Source organism: Micromonospora sp. D75, assembly GCF_018070405.1.
Lineage (GTDB): Bacteria > Actinomycetota > Actinomycetes > Mycobacteriales > Micromonosporaceae > Micromonospora > Micromonospora chalcea.
Genome location: NZ_JAGPXV010000064.1, coordinates 1 through 15414 on the forward strand (window position 1 = coordinate 1; position 15414 = coordinate 15414).

The 15414-nt window shown below is 72.3% G+C and carries 12 protein-coding genes; 7 read left to right on the forward strand and 5 right to left on the reverse strand.

The genetic code is table 11. The features are described 5' to 3' along the window. Together KBX39_RS06510 and KBX39_RS06515 are read left to right on the forward strand one after the other, a co-directional pair. A partial coding sequence (locus tag KBX39_RS06510) for a glycosyltransferase (RefSeq protein ID WP_210869570.1) occupies positions 1 to 622 on the forward strand: 622 nt, incomplete at its 5' end. Continuing rightward, positions 619 to 1524, forward strand: coding sequence for an SDR family oxidoreductase (locus KBX39_RS06515; RefSeq protein WP_210869572.1), 906 nt, complete (start codon positions 619 to 621; stop codon positions 1522 to 1524). The genes KBX39_RS06510 and KBX39_RS06515, both read left to right, overlap by 4 nt. Before the next feature lie 40 nt (positions 1525 to 1564). On the opposite strand, the gene KBX39_RS06520 is transcribed toward KBX39_RS06515, so the two are convergent. The 3 genes from KBX39_RS06520 to KBX39_RS06530 all read right to left on the reverse strand — a co-directional run bounded on the left by KBX39_RS06520 (position 1565) and on the right by KBX39_RS06530 (position 5739). Beyond that, the gene (locus KBX39_RS06520) at positions 1565 to 2866 is read right to left on the reverse strand and encodes a glycosyltransferase (protein WP_051611087.1); all 1302 of its coding nucleotides are present in this window, start codon (positions 2864 to 2866) and stop codon (positions 1565 to 1567) included. Positions 2867 to 2961: 95 nt separating this feature from the next. Beyond that, positions 2962 to 4326 (reverse strand): oligosaccharide flippase family protein, encoded by a 1365-nt coding sequence (locus tag KBX39_RS06525; RefSeq protein WP_210869574.1) that lies wholly within the window; start codon positions 4324 to 4326, stop codon positions 2962 to 2964. 3 nt (positions 4327 to 4329) lie between these two features. After that, positions 4330 to 5739: an O-antigen polymerase gene (locus KBX39_RS06530; RefSeq protein WP_043325093.1), complete on the reverse strand. Its 1410-nt coding sequence runs from the start codon at positions 5737 to 5739 to the stop codon at positions 4330 to 4332. 197 nt (positions 5740 to 5936) lie between these two features. Between KBX39_RS06530 and KBX39_RS06535 the strand changes: the two genes are divergently transcribed. Then, positions 5937 to 6866 carry an NAD(+)/NADH kinase gene (locus KBX39_RS06535; RefSeq protein WP_043325094.1) on the forward strand — a complete coding sequence of 310 codons (930 nt, stop codon included), beginning with the start codon at positions 5937 to 5939 and terminating at the stop codon, positions 6864 to 6866. A gap of 3 nt (positions 6867 to 6869) precedes the next feature. Here the strand turns inward: KBX39_RS06535 and pgm are convergent, their stop codons facing one another. Then, complete coding sequence (pgm, locus tag KBX39_RS06540) at positions 6870 to 8513, reverse strand: phosphoglucomutase (alpha-D-glucose-1,6-bisphosphate-dependent) (RefSeq protein WP_210869576.1); 1644 nt, start codon at positions 8511 to 8513, stop codon at positions 6870 to 6872. Positions 8514 to 8546: 33 nt separating this feature from the next. Further along, entirely contained in the window at positions 8547 to 9779 is a 1233-nt protein-coding gene (gene glgC / locus KBX39_RS06545) for a glucose-1-phosphate adenylyltransferase (RefSeq protein WP_043325096.1), read from the reverse strand. 94 nt (positions 9780 to 9873) lie between these two features. Here glgC and glgA point away from each other — a divergent pair, with 94 nt between their 5' ends. The 4 genes from glgA to KBX39_RS06565 all read left to right on the forward strand — a co-directional run. Beyond that, positions 9874 to 11067 carry a glycogen synthase gene (gene glgA, locus KBX39_RS06550; protein WP_043325097.1) on the forward strand — a complete coding sequence of 398 codons (1194 nt, stop codon included), beginning with the start codon at positions 9874 to 9876 and terminating at the stop codon, positions 11065 to 11067. An 89-nt stretch (positions 11068 to 11156) separates the two neighbouring features. Continuing rightward, positions 11157 to 11885, forward strand: a complete 729-nt coding sequence (locus tag KBX39_RS06555) for a class I SAM-dependent methyltransferase (RefSeq protein ID WP_210869578.1) — start codon at positions 11157 to 11159, stop codon at positions 11883 to 11885. A gap of 297 nt (positions 11886 to 12182) precedes the next feature. Next, on the forward strand, positions 12183 to 14279 hold the full coding sequence (locus KBX39_RS06560) for an alpha-1,4-glucan--maltose-1-phosphate maltosyltransferase (protein WP_043325099.1): 2097 nt from the start codon (positions 12183 to 12185) through the stop codon (positions 14277 to 14279). After that, the coding region (locus KBX39_RS06565; protein WP_247659929.1) for an alpha-amylase family glycosyl hydrolase at positions 14267 to 15414 on the forward strand (1148 nt) is incomplete at its 3' end. The genes KBX39_RS06560 and KBX39_RS06565, both read left to right, overlap by 13 nt.

A 15414-nucleotide genomic window follows, 5' to 3' on the forward strand; every position in this document is an offset into this window, starting at 1 on the left:
GTTCCGGGCCCGGCTCGGCCTCGGCCGGGACGACTTCGTCGTCATGTACGCCGGCAACCTCGGCGCCGCGCAGCGCCTCGACGTGGCGGTCACGGCGATGGAGCATCTGCGGGACCTGCCCGACGTACACCTCGTACTCGTGGGTGGCGGAGTGGAACGGGAGTCGCTGCGGGAACGGGTCAAGGCCGGCGGGCTCGCCACGGTGCACTTCGCCGACCAGATCGCGCCGGAGCGGATCGCGGCCGCCATGGCGGCCGCCCAGTTGCAGTTGATCTCGCTCGCCGACGAGCCGCTGTTCCACATCACCCTCCCGGGGAAGGTGCAGGCGATCCTGGCGAGCGGCCAGCCGGCTCTGGTGTGCGCTCCCGGTGACGCCGCCCGAATCGTGACCGGCGCCGAGGCGGGGTTCGCGGCGCCTCCCGGCGATCCCGCCGCGCTGGCGGCGGTGATCCGGCAGGCCCGCTCCACCCCACCAGACCGGCTGCGCGACATGGGCCACGCCGCCCGGCGCCACTATCTGGCCCACATGAGTGAAGAGATCAACGCGCAGGTGCTCGCCGATCTGCTGACCGACGCCGTCCGGCGGCGCGGCGACGGCCGCGGCCGGAGGAGGAAGCCATGACACGCGTACTCGTTCTCGGTGTCACCGGGATGCTGGGGCACACCCTCCTGCGGGAGTTCGACCGGGATCCCGGCATCGCCGTGCACGGCGCCTGCCGGACCGTCGACCTGACCGGCCTGCTGCCGCCCGGGCTCGCCGCCCGGGTGGAGACGGGCGTGGACGCGGACGACGTCGACGGCGTCGACTCGCTGCTCCAGCGCGTACGGCCGAACGTGGTGGTCAACTGCGTGGGAGTCGTCAAACAGCGTCCGGAGGTGCAGGACGCCGTCGGTACGGTACGGCTCAACGCGCTGTTCCCCCATCTGCTGGCCCGCCTGTGCCAGACGGCGGGCGCGCGTCTCGTCCACGTCAGCACGGACTGCGTCTTCTCGGGTGACCGCGGCAACTACGTGGAGACCGACCTGCCCGACCCACCCGACCTGTACGGGCGGTCGAAGCTGCTGGGCGAGGTCGGCGGCCCGCACGCGCTGACGCTCCGGACCTCGATCATCGGTCACGAGCTCGCGTCGAGCCGTTCCCTGGTCGACTGGTTCCTCAGTCAGGTGGGCACGGTGCGTGGCTACACCAAGGCCGTGTACAGCGGCGTGACCACCGTGGAACTCGCCCGCGTCCTGCGCACCGTGGTGCTTCCGCGTACCGATCTCGCGGGGCTCTACCACGTCGCGGCGGCGCCGATCACCAAGTACGACCTGCTTCGGTTGGTGGCGTCCGAATACCGGTGGACGGGCGACATCGTCCCCTACGACGGCTTCGTCTGCGACCGGTCGCTGTCGGCCGAGGCGTTCGCCGCCGCGGCCGGCTACCGGCCGCCCTCCTGGCCGCAAATGGTCGCCGAGTTGCGTGCCGCCCGGTCCCGCTGGCAACTGCCGGCGGGCGTGACGGGGACGGGCGCGACGGCCTGAGCCGTGGGCGCCGCCCGGCGGCGCGGCGCCCACGGTCCGATCAGGTACGAGCCCGACGTGCGCCCGCAACGTCGGAGAGAAGGTCCAGGTAGCGCGCCAACTGGTCGTCCCGGTACAGCCCGTCGAGCGCGGACGGCGGAATCTCGGCGAGGCGTCCGTTCCGGTCCTTCTCGGCCAGCCAGATCCGCAACTGCTCGGCGATGCGCGCCGGGTCGCTGAGGACGACGCCGGCGTCACGGGAGCGCAGGATGTCCGCCACGATTCCGGTCGGGTGCCCGATCATGAGGATGGGACGCCGGGCACGCAGGTAGTCGAAGAACTTCCCCGGCACCGTGCCGGCGTCGCGCGGGTCGTTCCACATCACCAGCACCAGGACGTCGGCCTCCGCCTGCACCCGCCACGACTTCTCCGCCGACACCTCACCCAGGTTGGTCACCGAGTCCGAGACGCCGGCGCGCTCGGTGGCGGCCTGCGCCACCCCGTTGTCCTCACCCGCGAAGACGACATGGACACGCCGGGCCTCGGGGCCGAGGAGCGCCACCGCGTCCAGCAGTGGCGAGGGATCTCGCTTCCCGGGGTTGAGCCGCCCGGTGTGCGTCAGCGTCAGGGGCGGCGATCCGTACGCGTCCACGGTGGTTGGTTGCTCGGCCGGCCCGCCCACCGGGCCTGGTGGGCGCGGGTCGATGCCGTTCATGACCACAGTCGTGCCGATCCCGAACGTCGAGCGCATGATGTAGGCCAGCGGCTCGGAGATCGTGACGCATGCGGCGGCGGACCGGAGCAGGCGCCGTTCCATCCAGTGGTCGAGCTTCCGCCGTATCCGGGTCCGGCCGTACGGCCAGTAGTCGTTGCCGACCGTCCACAGGTCACGGTAGTCCGCCACCCACGGCACCTTCAGGCGGCGGGCGATGGCAGCGGCGACAAGATACGCCGACGCCGGCGGGCCGGTGACCATCACGACGTCGGGTCGCCAGTCCCCCCGGTCGCGCAGGAATGCGCGCACGGCGGGCACGACCCAGTTCACGCAGGCGTCCGGGATCAGCACCTCGCGTCCCAGCGTCCCCAGGACGGTCAACGCAGGCCGCCGGCCCACCCTGGCCTGGGCCTCCGCCCGGCGTACCGAGGACACGACCCGGGTCGAGTCGGGCACCGGCGCCACCCGGAGAACGTCGCTCTCGGGCACGCCGGATGATCCGGCGCTGGGCGGCGTCGCCGTCAGGACGCGGACGTCCCACCCCTGGGCGGCGGCGAAGCGCGCCAGCTCACCGGGCCGGCGGGCGCCGACCGATTCCGACGGCGGGAAGACGTACGCGATGATCAGAACGCGGGGTCGCGGATGCAACTCGGGCTCGCCTCTCAAAGGTCACTGTTTCTCCCCGTGTTCAACGACCTGAGGCGTACGCGGTGATGCCGACCTTTTGTCGTCATGTGGGCGGTTCACACCGGCTCCCGGGCCCGCCTCGGCGTCGTCGCGCCCGCGTCCGGCCGGTCCGCGACGCGCGCGTGCGCCCGTACCGTCGTCAGCGAGAGCAGCCAGCAGGCGGTGTAGGACACGGCGGCGGCGATCCCGAACGCCCAGACGGCGGCGAGAGCCGACCCGCCGAGCAGCCAGGTGCCCGCGACCGCGCCGACGACGACCACGACCCGGCCGATGTCCCAGGCGAGTTGCAGATTCTGCCGGCCGAACACGACCAGCGTCTGCGACAGCGGGGACGCGACCAACTGCGCGGCCACGCCGACGGCCAGAGCCTGCGCGTAGGCGCCACTGCTCGCCCACTGGGCGCCGAACACCAACCGGAAGATCGCGGGCGCCGCCAGGAGCGCGACGACCGCCGCCGAAACCGCGATCATGATCAGTTGCCGGCTCGCCCGGAGGAACATCGCCCGGGCCTGCTGCGGCGCCTCCCGTGCCAGCCGGGCGAGTTCGCCGAGGTAGACCTGGGCGACAGCGGTGCCCGCCAGGGCCACCGGCGCCGCCAGGACCCGCTGGGTGAGCCCGAGCCATCCGGCCACGGTGCCGCCGTACCAGAACGCGATGAGCAGGACCGGAAGCTGGTTTCCCAGCACGTTGACCAGCCCGGACGGCGCGAGCACGAGCGGGAACCGGCGGTAGCGCCGCATGGTCCGCCACAGCCGCCGGGGATGGAACCCGGCACGTGTCGCGGGATCACGCAGGCGAGCGCCGGGCACCAGCATCAGCGCACCGGTCACCTGCCCGGCCGCGAGGCCGAGGGAGAGCCCGCCCGCTCGTACGCCGGCCGCGCCGAAGAGCACCTGCGCGGCGAGCGTGGCGACGGCCTGAAGGAAGTTGCGCCGCCCGATCGCGGCGTAACGGCGGTGGCGGACGGCGAGCTGGTTGAGCACCAGGAGGCAGCCCATCGCGGCCGCCGCCCACGGGACCAGCCAGAGCCAGACGCGCAGGGCGGGCTGATCGTAGACGTCGGCGATCGGCCGACCGGCCAGCGCCACCGCCAGCGTGCCGAACGTGCCGGTCACCAGGGCGCAGACGAGCCCCAGCGCCACCAGCGCGTCGGCGTCCCGGTCCTCAGCGGGCAGTGGGACGGCCATCTCCAGGCGCAGTGCCGCGACCGCGCCGACGGTGGCGACCAGCGTTGCGATCACGGTGAAGACGCCGAAGTCCGCCGGCGTGTAGAGGCGCGCCAGAACCGGCGCCGCGGCGAGCAGGAGCACCTGCCCGCCGACGGTGCCCGAGGCGATGCTCAGTACGCCGCGACGCGCTCCGGTCAGACGCGACCGGGAGACGCCGGGGCGTCCTGCCCGCCGAGGCTGTTCGGCGCGCACGCGCTATCGTTCCGCCCCGACCGGTGTGCGTCTCTCCGGCCCGGCCACCGGTCGTCCCGGTTGCCACCTGACCGGCTCGTGGCCCGGGGCGACCGGCGCTGCGGACGCGGCCCGCCGCGCCCGCGCCGACAGCGCCGTCTGCTCCGGCTTGATCCGGCCGCCCCAGTACCAGAGCGCCAGGTAGGCGACGAGCCCGGTGTTGAGGAGCGTCTCCGGACCACCGACAGCCCAGGTCCCCAGGACGACGGTCATGCCGGCGTACCCCATCAGTTCCAGGGAGTTGTAGCTGGGCCGGCGCAGTCCGTTGAAGGTGATCTTCTGCAGCAGCAGGGCGAGGGCCGCCGCGCCCACCAGTACGCCGACAGTGCCGAAGTTGTGGTGGATGGATCCCCACAGCGATGGTGGCGACGTGCCGACCGTCGAGCCGTAGAGCGTCGCGAACACCTCGTTGGCCAGGCTGCTGCCCCGGTCGCCGGGCAGGATGCCGGACAGCGAGCGGAGCCATTCGCCGCCGTGGCGGACAGGTAGCTGCGACGTGTAGTTGAAGGCGGCGAGCCCGGAGAGCTGGTTGTCCTCCATGAAACGCCGGTACAGCTCCCGCGCGGCGGCCGTGACCGGATGCCCGTCCCCGTCGCCGCTGCGACCCAGCACCTGCGTCGCGACGAAGACCACCGGTGCGCCGAGCACCGGGACGAGCAGCACCCACCGGGACATCGCGCGCCCGACCGCGAGGAACGAGTAGACGACAAGGGTCAGCAGGAACAGGAAGAACGCTCCGCGCTGGCCGGTGCCGATGAGCGCCAGTGTCGCCAAGCCGAGCGGGAAGAGCGCGAAGACCCGGCCCGCCAGGCCCCGCCGGTTGAAGAACCACACCGCGAGGACCACGGCCAGCGAGGGCAGCAGGACGTTACGGAACTGGTTCGCGTACCCGGGGAAGAAGTAGTTCTCTCCCGCGTACGACTGGAGCCGGAGCGTGCTGACGTTCTCCGTCTGACCGGTGAGCACTCCCCGCAGGCCCACGACGAAGGCGCTGTAGCCCACGGCGGCGAAGTACGCCGCGGTGGCGGCCATCGACAGCGCCGTCACGATCAGCACGCTGGCCGTCGGGCGCACCAGACGGAACGTGTAGGGCGCGCGGTCGCCCACCTTGCGCGGTACCGAACGTCGGCCGGCCCGCAGGCACATGAACGTCACCATGCTCACCAGGAGGTACACCGCCACCGCGCCGAGCACGAGCCGGCCGTAGAAGGTCTCGGTGGTGGAGTCCGGATCAACCAGTTGCACCGTCCCGAGGGCCATCAGCAGCTGCGAGACGACGAAGAGCCCGTCCGGGGTGAGCAGACCGTACGTGCGAACCGCGACGACGTAGTGCAGGACGGCCAGCAGAACCACCGCGACGAGAAGCAACATCATGACTTGCGGAATCCGTTCATTTTCTGGAGTCGTCCCGTGGGAGCGCGCACGCTCCGCTCGCCCCACCACGGCGGCACACAGGCTCAACGACCGCTCCCCCGGCAGGTCACGCCGCGTCGCGACGGCGACGGCGATCCGGTCTCGACCGGGTGCTTGTACGCCCACCACGCCCACCGTCCGTGTGATGAGCTGTACCGGTGGCGGGAGATGTGCTGGGGCTGGTGCTGCACCCCACCCGGGACGTCTCCGAGGTGGTGCGGATCATCGTGGACTGGGCGGCCCGGCACCGGATCACCCTCGCCGTACGCGCCGAGGACCGTACGCGCGTGCCGGCCGCGGTGGAGGCGGTCGCCGCGGACGAGCTGGCCGACCGCTGCGCCGCGCTGATCAGCATCGGCGGCGACGGCACCATGCTGGGCGCGCTGCGGATGGCCGTACGCGACCCGAAGCCGGTGCTCGGCGTCCACCTGGGCCGGGTCGGCTTCCTGGTCGAGGTGGAGCCGCCGGACCTGCCCCGGGCGCTGGAGCGGCTGGTGGAGCACGACTTCACAGTCGAGTCGCACGCCTGCCTGGCCTGCGACGTCTGCGGTGACGACGTGGTGGCGTTCAACGACATCGCCCTGGTCCGGCAGCCCGGCGCCGGGTTCGTCACGGCCACGCTGGCGGTGGACGGCCAGCGGTACGGCTACTACCGCTGCGACGCGCTGGTGGTGAGCACGCCGACCGGCTCGACCGCGTACAGCTACGCCGCCGGCGGCCCGTTGATCTCACCGGCCACGGAGGCGATGGTGGTGACGCCGTCCGCGCCGATGGCCGGGATCTCCCGCTCGGTGCTGCTCTCCGCGCACGAGACGGTGCACCTGGAGCTGCGCGCGGACTCGGCGCCGGTGGCGGTGGAGATGGACGGGCTGCTGATCCGGCAGGCGGCGACCGAGGGCTCGGTGCACATCCGGTACGTCAAGGACGCCGGCCGGGTGGTCCGCCTCGACCCGCGCCGCTACCAGGAGCGCAACCAGCTCAAGTTGAGCCTGCTGGACCTGCCGCTGCTGCCGGACCAGCTGCGCGAGCTGTTGCCGGACGGGTTGCGGGAGCAGCTCAACCGCCGGGAGCTGCCCCCGCCCCGGTGACCGTCAGGACGCCCCGAGCACCCCGTCGACGAGCGCCTTGGCCTCCTCCTGGATCCGGGCCAGGTGCTCCGGGCCCTGGAACGACTCGGCGTAGATCTTGTAGACGTCCTCGGTGCCGGACGGGCGGGCGGCGAACCAGCCCGACTCGGTGGTCACCTTGAGGCCGCCGATCGCGGCACCGTTGCCGGGTGCGGTGGTGAGGATCGCGGTGATCGGCTCACCGGCCAGCTCGGTCGCGGTGACCTGCTCCGGCGACAGCTTCGCCAGGACCGCCTTCTCCTCGCGCCCGGCCGGGGCGTCGATGCGGGCGTACGCGGGCGCGCCGAAGCGGTCGGCCAGCTCGGCCCAGTGCTCGCTGGGCGTACGCCCGGTGGTGGCGATGATCTCGGCGGCGAGCAGGCAGAGCAGGATGCCGTCCTTGTCGGTGGTCCAGGTGCCGCCGTCGCGGCGCAGGAACGACGCGCCGGCGCTCTCCTCGCCGCCGAAGCCGACGGCGCCGTCGAGCAGGCCGGGCACGAACCACTTGAACCCGACCGGGACCTCCAGCAGCGGGCGGCCGAGGTCGGCCGCGACCCGGTCGATCATCGAGGAGGAGACGAGCGTCTTGCCCACCGCCGCGGCCGGGCCCCACTGCTCCCGGGTACGGAACAGGTGGCCGATCGCGACGGCCAGGTAGTGGTTGGGGTTCATCAGGCCGCCGTCGGGCGTGACGATGCCGTGCCGGTCGGCGTCGGCGTCGTTGCCGGTGGAGACCGCGTAGTCGTCCCGGGCGGCGATCAGCGAGGCCATCGCGTTCGGCGACGAGCAGTCCATCCGGATCTTGCCGTCGCCGTCGAGCGTCATGAACCGCCACGTCGGGTCCACCAGCGGGTTGATCACCGTCAGGTCGAGGCGGTGCCGGTCGGCGATCTCCCCCCAGTACGCCACGCTCGCCCCGCCCATCGGGTCCGCGCCGATACGCACTCCGGCGTCGCGGATCGCGTCGATGTCCAGCGCGGCGGGCAGGTCGTCGACGTACCGGGCGAGGAAGTCGTACCCCCCGGTGGTGTCGGCGGCGCGCGCCCGCGCGTACGGGATGCGTCTCACCTCCTTGAGCCCGGCGGCGAGGATCGCGTTCGCGCGGTCCTGGATCCACTTCGTGGCGTCGGTGTCGGCGGGCCCGCCGTGCGTGGGGTTGTACTTGAAGCCGCCGTCGGACGGCGGGTTGTGCGACGGGGTGATCACGATGCCGTCGGCGAGGCCGCTGGTGCGGCCCCGGTTGTGGGTGAGGATGGCGTGCGAGACGGCGGGCGTCGGGGTGTAGCCGTCGCGGCTGTCGCGCAGCACGGTGACGCCGTTGGCGGCGAGCACCTCCAGCGCGTCGGCCTCGGCCGGCGCGGAGAGCGCGTGGGTGTCCCGGCCGAGGAACAGCGGCCCGTCGAGGCCCTGCTCGCGCCGGTAGTCGCAGAGCGCCTGGGTGACGGCGACGATGTGGTCGGAGTTGAACGCGTGGCGCAGGCTGGACCCGCGGTGCCCGGAGGTGCCGAAGGAGACCTGCTGCGCCGGGTCGTCCGGGTCCGGGTGCTCGGCGTAGTAGGCGGTGACCAGCCGGGGCACGTCGACCAGATCGTCGGGCTGCGCGGGCTGGCCGGCACGGGGGTGGGCCACTGCGGGATCCTCCTCGGGTTGCGGTGGTGCTGCTCAGGGCTCGACGCGCTGGCCCTTGCCGATCACGACGATGCCGTTGTCGGACACGGTGTAGCGCTGGCGGTCCTTCTCCAGGTCGACGCCGATCTCGGCGCCCTCCGGGACGTGGACGTTCTTGTCCAGGATCGCGCGCCGGACGACCGCGTGGCGGCCGATCTGGACGCCCTCCATCAGCACGGCGCCGTCGACGTGCGCCCAGGAGTGGACCTTCACCTTCGGCGACACGATCGAGTTCTCCACCAGCGAGCCGGAGATCACCGAGCCGGGCGACACCATCGAGCTGACCGCGCGGCCGACCCGCTCGCCCCAGGCGTGCACGAACTTGGCCGGCGGGTACGGCGGCTGCTCGGTGTAGATCGGCCACTCGAAGTTGTAGAGGTTGAACACCGGGTGCACGTTGATCAGATCCATGTGCGCGTCGTAGAACGAGTCGAGCGTCCCCACGTCCCGCCAGTAGCCGCGGTCGCGGTCGGTGCTGCCCGGCACCTCGTTGTCCTTGAAGTCGTAGACGTTCGCCTCGCCGCGCTCGACCAGCATCGGGATGATGCTGCCGCCCATGTCGTGCTTGCTGGTCTTGTCCGCCGCGTCGCGCTCGACCGCCTCGCACAGCGCCTTCGTGGTGAACACGTAGTTGCCCATCGAGGCGTAGATCTGGTCCGGCGCGTCGGGCAGCCCCACCGCGTCGGTGGGCTTCTCCCGGAACGCGCGGATGCGCTTGCCGTCCTCGCCGACCTCGATCACGCCGAACTGGTCGGCCATCGACAGCGGCTGCCGGATGCCGGCGACCGTCACCCCGGCGCCGGAGGCGATGTGGTCGTCGACCATCTGCCGGGGGTCCATCCGGTAGATGTGGTCGGCGCCGAAGACGATCACGTAGTCGGGCTGCTCGTCGTTGATCAGGTTGAAGCTCTGGTAGATCGCGTCGGCCGAGCCGGCGAACCACCACGGGCCGCGGCGCTGCTGCGCCGGCACCGGCGTGACGTAGTTGCCGAGCAGCGTCGACATCCGCCAGGTCTTGGTGATGTGCCGGTCCAGCGAGTGCGACTTGTACTGGGTCAGCACGACGATCTTGAGGAAGCCGGCGTTCGCCAGGTTGGACAGGACGAAGTCGACCATGCGGTACATCCCGCCGAAGGGGACGGCGGGCTTCGCCCGGTCGGTCGTCAGGGGCATCAGGCGCTTGCCCTCCCCGCCGGCCAGGACGATCGCGAGCACCTTGGCAGCCATGCTCAGACGCTAACGACCCGGAACCGACTTCACCACTCGGACGCCCACACTTGCGCACCGCGTGCGACACGCCGCTCTGCACTAGGGTGCGGGCATGGCACCGATGCGCGTCGACCTGCTCACCCGCGAGTACCCGCCGGAGGTGTACGGCGGCGCCGGCGTGCACGTGGAATACCTCGCCCGCGAGCTGCGCCGGCTCGCCGACGTGCGGGTGCACTGCTTCGGCGCGCCGCGCGACGAGCCCGGCGTCACCGCGTACGCGGAGCCGGCCGCGTTGGCCGGCGCGAACGCCGCGCTGCGGGTCATGGGCGTCGACCTGGAGATGGCCGCCGGCACGGCCGGCACCGACGTGGTGCACAGCCACACCTGGTACGCGAACCTGGCCGGGCACACCGCGAAGCTGCTGCACGGGGTGCCGCACGTGGTCACCGCGCACAGTCTGGAGCCGCTGCGCCCGTGGAAGGCCGAGCAGCTCGGCGGCGGGTACGCGCTCTCCTCCTGGTGTGAGCGGACCGCGTTCGAGGCCGCCGACGCGATCATCGCGGTGAGCGCGGGCATGCGCCGCGACGTGCTCACCGCGTACCCGGCGGTTAACCCGGACCGGGTCCGCGTGGTCTACAACGGCATCGACACCGCGCAGTACGCCCCGGACCGGAACACCGACGTGCTCGACCGGCTCGGCATTGACCCGTCCCGGCCCAGCGTGGTCTACGTCGGGCGGATCACCAAGCAGAAGGGCCTGCCGTACCTGCTGCGCGCCGCCCGCGAGCTGCCCGCCGACGTCCAGCTGGTGCTGCTGGCCGGCGCACCTGACACGCCGGAGATCGGCGCGGAGGTCGAGGAGCTGGCCGCCGAGCTGCGCGCGAAGCGGTCGGGGGTCGTCTGGGTGGCGGCGATGCTGCCCAAGCACGAGGTGATCCAGGTGCTCACGCACGCCACGATCTTCGTCTGCCCGTCCGTGTACGAGCCGATGGGCATCGTCAACCTGGAGGCGATGGCCTGCGAGACGGCGGTGGTGGCGACCGCCACGGGCGGCATCCCGGAGGTGGTGGCAGACGGCGAGACCGGGCTGCTGGTGCCGATCGAGCAGGCCGGTGACGGCTCCGGCACGCCGCTGGACCCGGAGCGTTTCGTGGCCGACCTGGCCGCGCGCATGAACGAGCTGCTGGCCGACCCGGAGCGGATCGCCGCGTTCGGGGCGGCGGGGCGGCGGCGGGCCGTGGAGCACTTCTCCTGGGACGCGATCGCCCGCCAGACGCTCGAGGTCTACCGCTCGGTGGGCGGGTAAGGAAGGGCACCTTCTTAACGCCTGCGGTAGAGGAAGGGCCCCTTCTCAACAGCCCGCCCCTCGCGGTCGGCGGCGGATACAGTCCCCGGATGCCGGATGCGATCTTCGCCCATCCTCGGCTCGCGCCGGTCTACGACGCGTTCGACGGCGACCGGGACGACCTGGACGCGTACCTCGCGATCGCCGACGAGCTGGACGCGCGCGTGGTGCTCGACCTCGGCTGCGGCACCGGGAACCTGGTCCTGCTGCTCGCCCGGCACGGCCGTACCGTCGTGGGGGTCGACCCGGCCAGGGCGTCCCTCGCCGTCGCCCGGTCGAAGGACCGCGAAGGCCGCGTGCACTGGGTGCACGGCGACGCCACGACGCTGCCACCGCTGCGCGCCGACCTGGCCGTGATGACCGGCAACGTGGCGCAGGTGTTCTGCGCCGACGACGACTGGGCGCGCACCCTGCGGGGCGTCCACGCGGCGCTGCGGCCCGGCGGGCATCTCGTGTTCGAGACGCGGCGTCCCGAGCGCCGCGCGTGGGAGGAGTGGGCGGCGGACACCGCGCCGGTGACCCGGGACGTGCCGGGCGTCGGGCCGGTGGAACGACGTCTCGAGGTCACCGCTGTGGACCTGCCGTTCGTGTCCTTCCGGTTCACGTACCGGTTCCCGGCCGACGGCGCCGTCGTCACGTCGGACTCGACGCTGCGGTTCCGCGACCGGGACGAGGTCGAGGCGAGCCTGGCGGCCGCCGGCTACCGGGTGCTCAACGTGCGGGACGCGCCCGACCGCGCCGGCCGGGAGTTCGTCTTCGTCGCCCAGCGGTCGACCTGAACGTCGCCGTCGGCGGGCCAGAGCGCCCGCAGCCCGCCGACCCTGTGCCCGAGGCGCGGAAAGAGGCCGTTCGTGGCACGGGGCCGGCCGCCGGAAGTCCGCCACCCGTTCGGTGGAACGCCATGGGTGCCTCAGCGCCCTTTTGACACCCATAGCGTTCCACTCACCGCAGCCCACGCTCGTTCGGTGGAACGGCACGGGTGCCTCACCGGCACGAACTCGACGCCCTCGTGAGCGGGTTGAGGGCTCAGGTGAAGTCGCCGAGCGCGAGAGGATCTCGCGCAGTAGGTTGAGCGGGTGACTGGACGGTTCCCGATCGAAGACGTCTCCCCCGTCGTCTCCTGCGGTCGCTACCCGGCCAAGGCGGTGGTCGGCGAGGTCGTGCCGGTGTCGGCGCGGGCCTACCGCGAGGGCCACGACGCGCTCGGGTGCAACGTGGTCTGGCTCGGCCCGGACGGCGCGGCCCGCCCGTTCACCCGGATGCGCCCGGGCGAACCCGGCCAGGACCGCTGGCACGCCACCATCCGCCCGGACGCGGTGGGCCTGTGGCGCTTCGCCGTGGAGGCGTTCCAAGATCCGTACCTCACCTGGCAGAACGCGGTCACCAAGAAGCTCGCCGCCGGCCAGGGCGCGGCCGAGCTGGCGAACGACCTGGCCGAGGGCGTACGCGTGCTGACCGCCGCGCTGGAGCTGGTGCCGAAGGCCGACCGGGATCGCGTACGCGAAGCCGCGCGGGCCCTGGCCGACGACGGCCTGGACCTGCCGCGGCGGGTGAGCGCGGCGCTGGACCTGGCCGACCTGCTCTGGGAGCACCCGGTCCGTGAGCTGGTCACCACCGGCGAGGAGCGCACGCTCTGGGTGGACCGGCCCCGGGCGCTCTTCTCCGCCTGGTACGAGTTCTTCCCCCGCTCCGAGGGCGCGGTCCCGGCCACCGTCGACGCGCCCGCCCGTTCCGGCACGTTCGCCACCGCCATGGAGCGGCTGCCGGGTGTCGCGGCGATGGGTTTCGACGTGCTCTACCTGCCGCCGATCCACCCGATCGGCCGGGTCAACCGCAAGGGCCGCAACAACGCGCTCACCGCCGGGCCGGACGACGTGGGCTCGCCGTGGGCGATCGGCGCGGCCGAGGGCGGCCACGACGCCATCCACCCCGACCTGGGTACGCCTGAAGACTTCCGCGACTTCGTCGCGGCCGCCGCCGAGCAGGGTCTCGAGGTGGCGATGGACCTGGCGTTGCAGTGCGCCCCGGATCACCCGTGGGTCACCGAGCACCCGGAGTGGTTCACCACCCGCGCCGACGGCAGCATCGCGTACGCGGAGAACCCACCCAAGAAATACCAGGACATCTATCCGCTGAACTTCGACAACGACCCCGAGGGCATCCGGGCCGAGGTGCTGCGGGTGGTGCTGCACTGGGTCGGCGAGGGCATCCGGATCTTCCGGGTGGACAACCCGCACACCAAGCCGTTCGACTTCTGGCACTGGCTGATCGCCGAGGTCAAGAAGGTCGACCCGGACGTGCTGTTCCTGGCCGAGGCGTTCACCCGGCCGGCGATCATGCACGGGCTCGGCAAGATCGGTTTCACCCAGTCGTACACCTATTTCACCTGGCGCACGACGGCGGCCGAGATGCGGGAGTACTGCGAGGAGCTGGTCGCCTCGGTCGACTGGATGCGGCCGAACTTCTGGCCGAACACGCCGGACATCCTGCACTCGTCGTTGCAGCACGGCGGCCCGCCGATGTTCAAGATCCGGGCGGTGCTGGCCGCGCTGCTGTCCCCCTCGTGGGGCATGTACGCCGGGTTCGAGCTGTTCGAGCACGTGGCCCGGCCGGGCGCCGAGGAGTACCTGGACAACGAGAAGTACGAGCTGCGGCCCCGGGACTGGGACGCCGCGCTGGCGCAGGGCCGGTCGCTGGCGCCGTTCATCACCACGCTGAACCGGGTACGCCGGGACAACCCCGCCCTGCACCAGCTGCGCAACCTGCGGTTCCACGACATCGACAACCCGGCGCTGCTGTGCTGGTCGAAGCACGACCTCCAGACCGGCAACACGGTGATCGTGGTCTGCTCGTTCGACTCCCGCGAGGTGCAGTGGGGCAACACCACGCTCGACATGCCGGCGCTCGGGCTGGACTGGCACGAGCGGTTCACCGTGCGCGACGAGCTGACCGGCGCCGAGTACGACTGGGGGCAGCGCAACGCGGTACGCCTCGACCCGTACCTGCAACCGGCGCACGTGCTCACCGTGCGCCGCCCGGCCGCACCGGCCCCCGCCGAACCGGAGCAGCCGGCCGCACCAGACCTGACAGTCGAAGACGTACCCGCCGACCTCTCCGGCGGCACCGCCCCGACCGCACCGGCCGACAAGGACGACGCCCGATGGACCAGCTGATCACCGGCGAGGTACACGACCCGCACGCCGTGCTCGGCGCGCACCCGGCCGGCGGGAGCACCACGATCCGGACGCTGCGCCGGGGCGCCGGCGAGGTGACGCTGCTCGTCGACGGCGAGGCGCACCCGATGAAGCGGGTGCACGACGCCGGTGTCTTCGAGGCGGTGCTCCCCGGCGAGGTGCTCGACTACCGGGTCGAGGTGGACGGCACGACGCACGACGACCCGTACCGTTATCCGCCCACGCTCGGCGACCTCGACCTGCACCTGATCGGCGAGGGCCGGCACGAGCGGCTCTGGGCGGCGCTCGGCGCCCGGGTCTTCGACGAGGGCGTCGCGTTCACCGTCTGGGCGCCGAACGCCCGCGCGGTGCGGCTGATCGGCGACGTCACCGGCTGGGCGCCGGACGACGGCTGGCCGATGCGGTCGCTCGGGTCCAGCGGCGTGTGGGAGATCTTCGTGCCCGGCCTGCCGGTGGGCACCCGCTACAAGTACCGCATCCTGGGCGCCGACGGCAGGTGGCGGGACAAGGCCGACCCGATGGCCGCGCGCACCGAGGTGCCGCCGGCCACCGCGTCGGTGGTGCACGAGTCACGGTACGAGTGGGGCGACGCGGACTGGCTCGCGCGCCGGTCGCGGCAGGCGCCGCACCAGGAGCCGATGAGCGTGTACGAGGTGCACCTGGGCTCGTGGCGGCCCGGCCTGGGCTACCGGGAGCTGGCCGAGCAGCTCACCGCGTACGTGCTGGAGATGGGCTTCACCCACGTGGAGTTCCTGCCGGTGATGGAGCACCCGTTCGGCGGCTCGTGGGGTTACCAGGTCACCGGCTACTACGCGCCGACCGCCCGGTTCGGCGACCCGGACGACTTCCGCCACCTGGTGGACCGGCTGCACGCCGCCGGCATCGGCGTGCTCCTGGACTGGGTGCCGGCGCACGTCCCCAAGGACGAGTGGGCGCTCGCGCGCTTCGACGGCACCCCGCTGTACGAGCACCCCGACCCGCGTCGCGGCGAGCACCCCGACTGGGGCACGTACGTCTTCGACTTCGGCCGCAACGAGGTCCGCAACTTCCTCGTCGCCAACGCGCTGTACTGGCTGGACGAGTTCCACATCGACGGGCTGCGGGTGGACGCGGT

Coding starts and splice junctions, on each gene's coding strand:
- KBX39_RS06515 (WP_210869572.1), top strand. CDS start 619: ATGACACGCGTACTCGTTCTCGGTGTCACCGGGATGCTGGGGCACACC.
- KBX39_RS06530 (WP_043325093.1), bottom strand. CDS start 5,739: ATGATGTTGCTTCTCGTCGCGGTGGTTCTGCTGGCCGTCCTGCACTAC.
- glgC (WP_043325096.1), bottom strand. CDS start 9,779: ATGGCTGCCAAGGTGCTCGCGATCGTCCTGGCCGGCGGGGAGGGCAAG.
- glgA (WP_043325097.1), top strand. CDS start 9,874: ATGGCACCGATGCGCGTCGACCTGCTCACCCGCGAGTACCCGCCGGAG.
- KBX39_RS06555 (WP_210869578.1), top strand. CDS start 11,157: ATGCCGGATGCGATCTTCGCCCATCCTCGGCTCGCGCCGGTCTACGAC.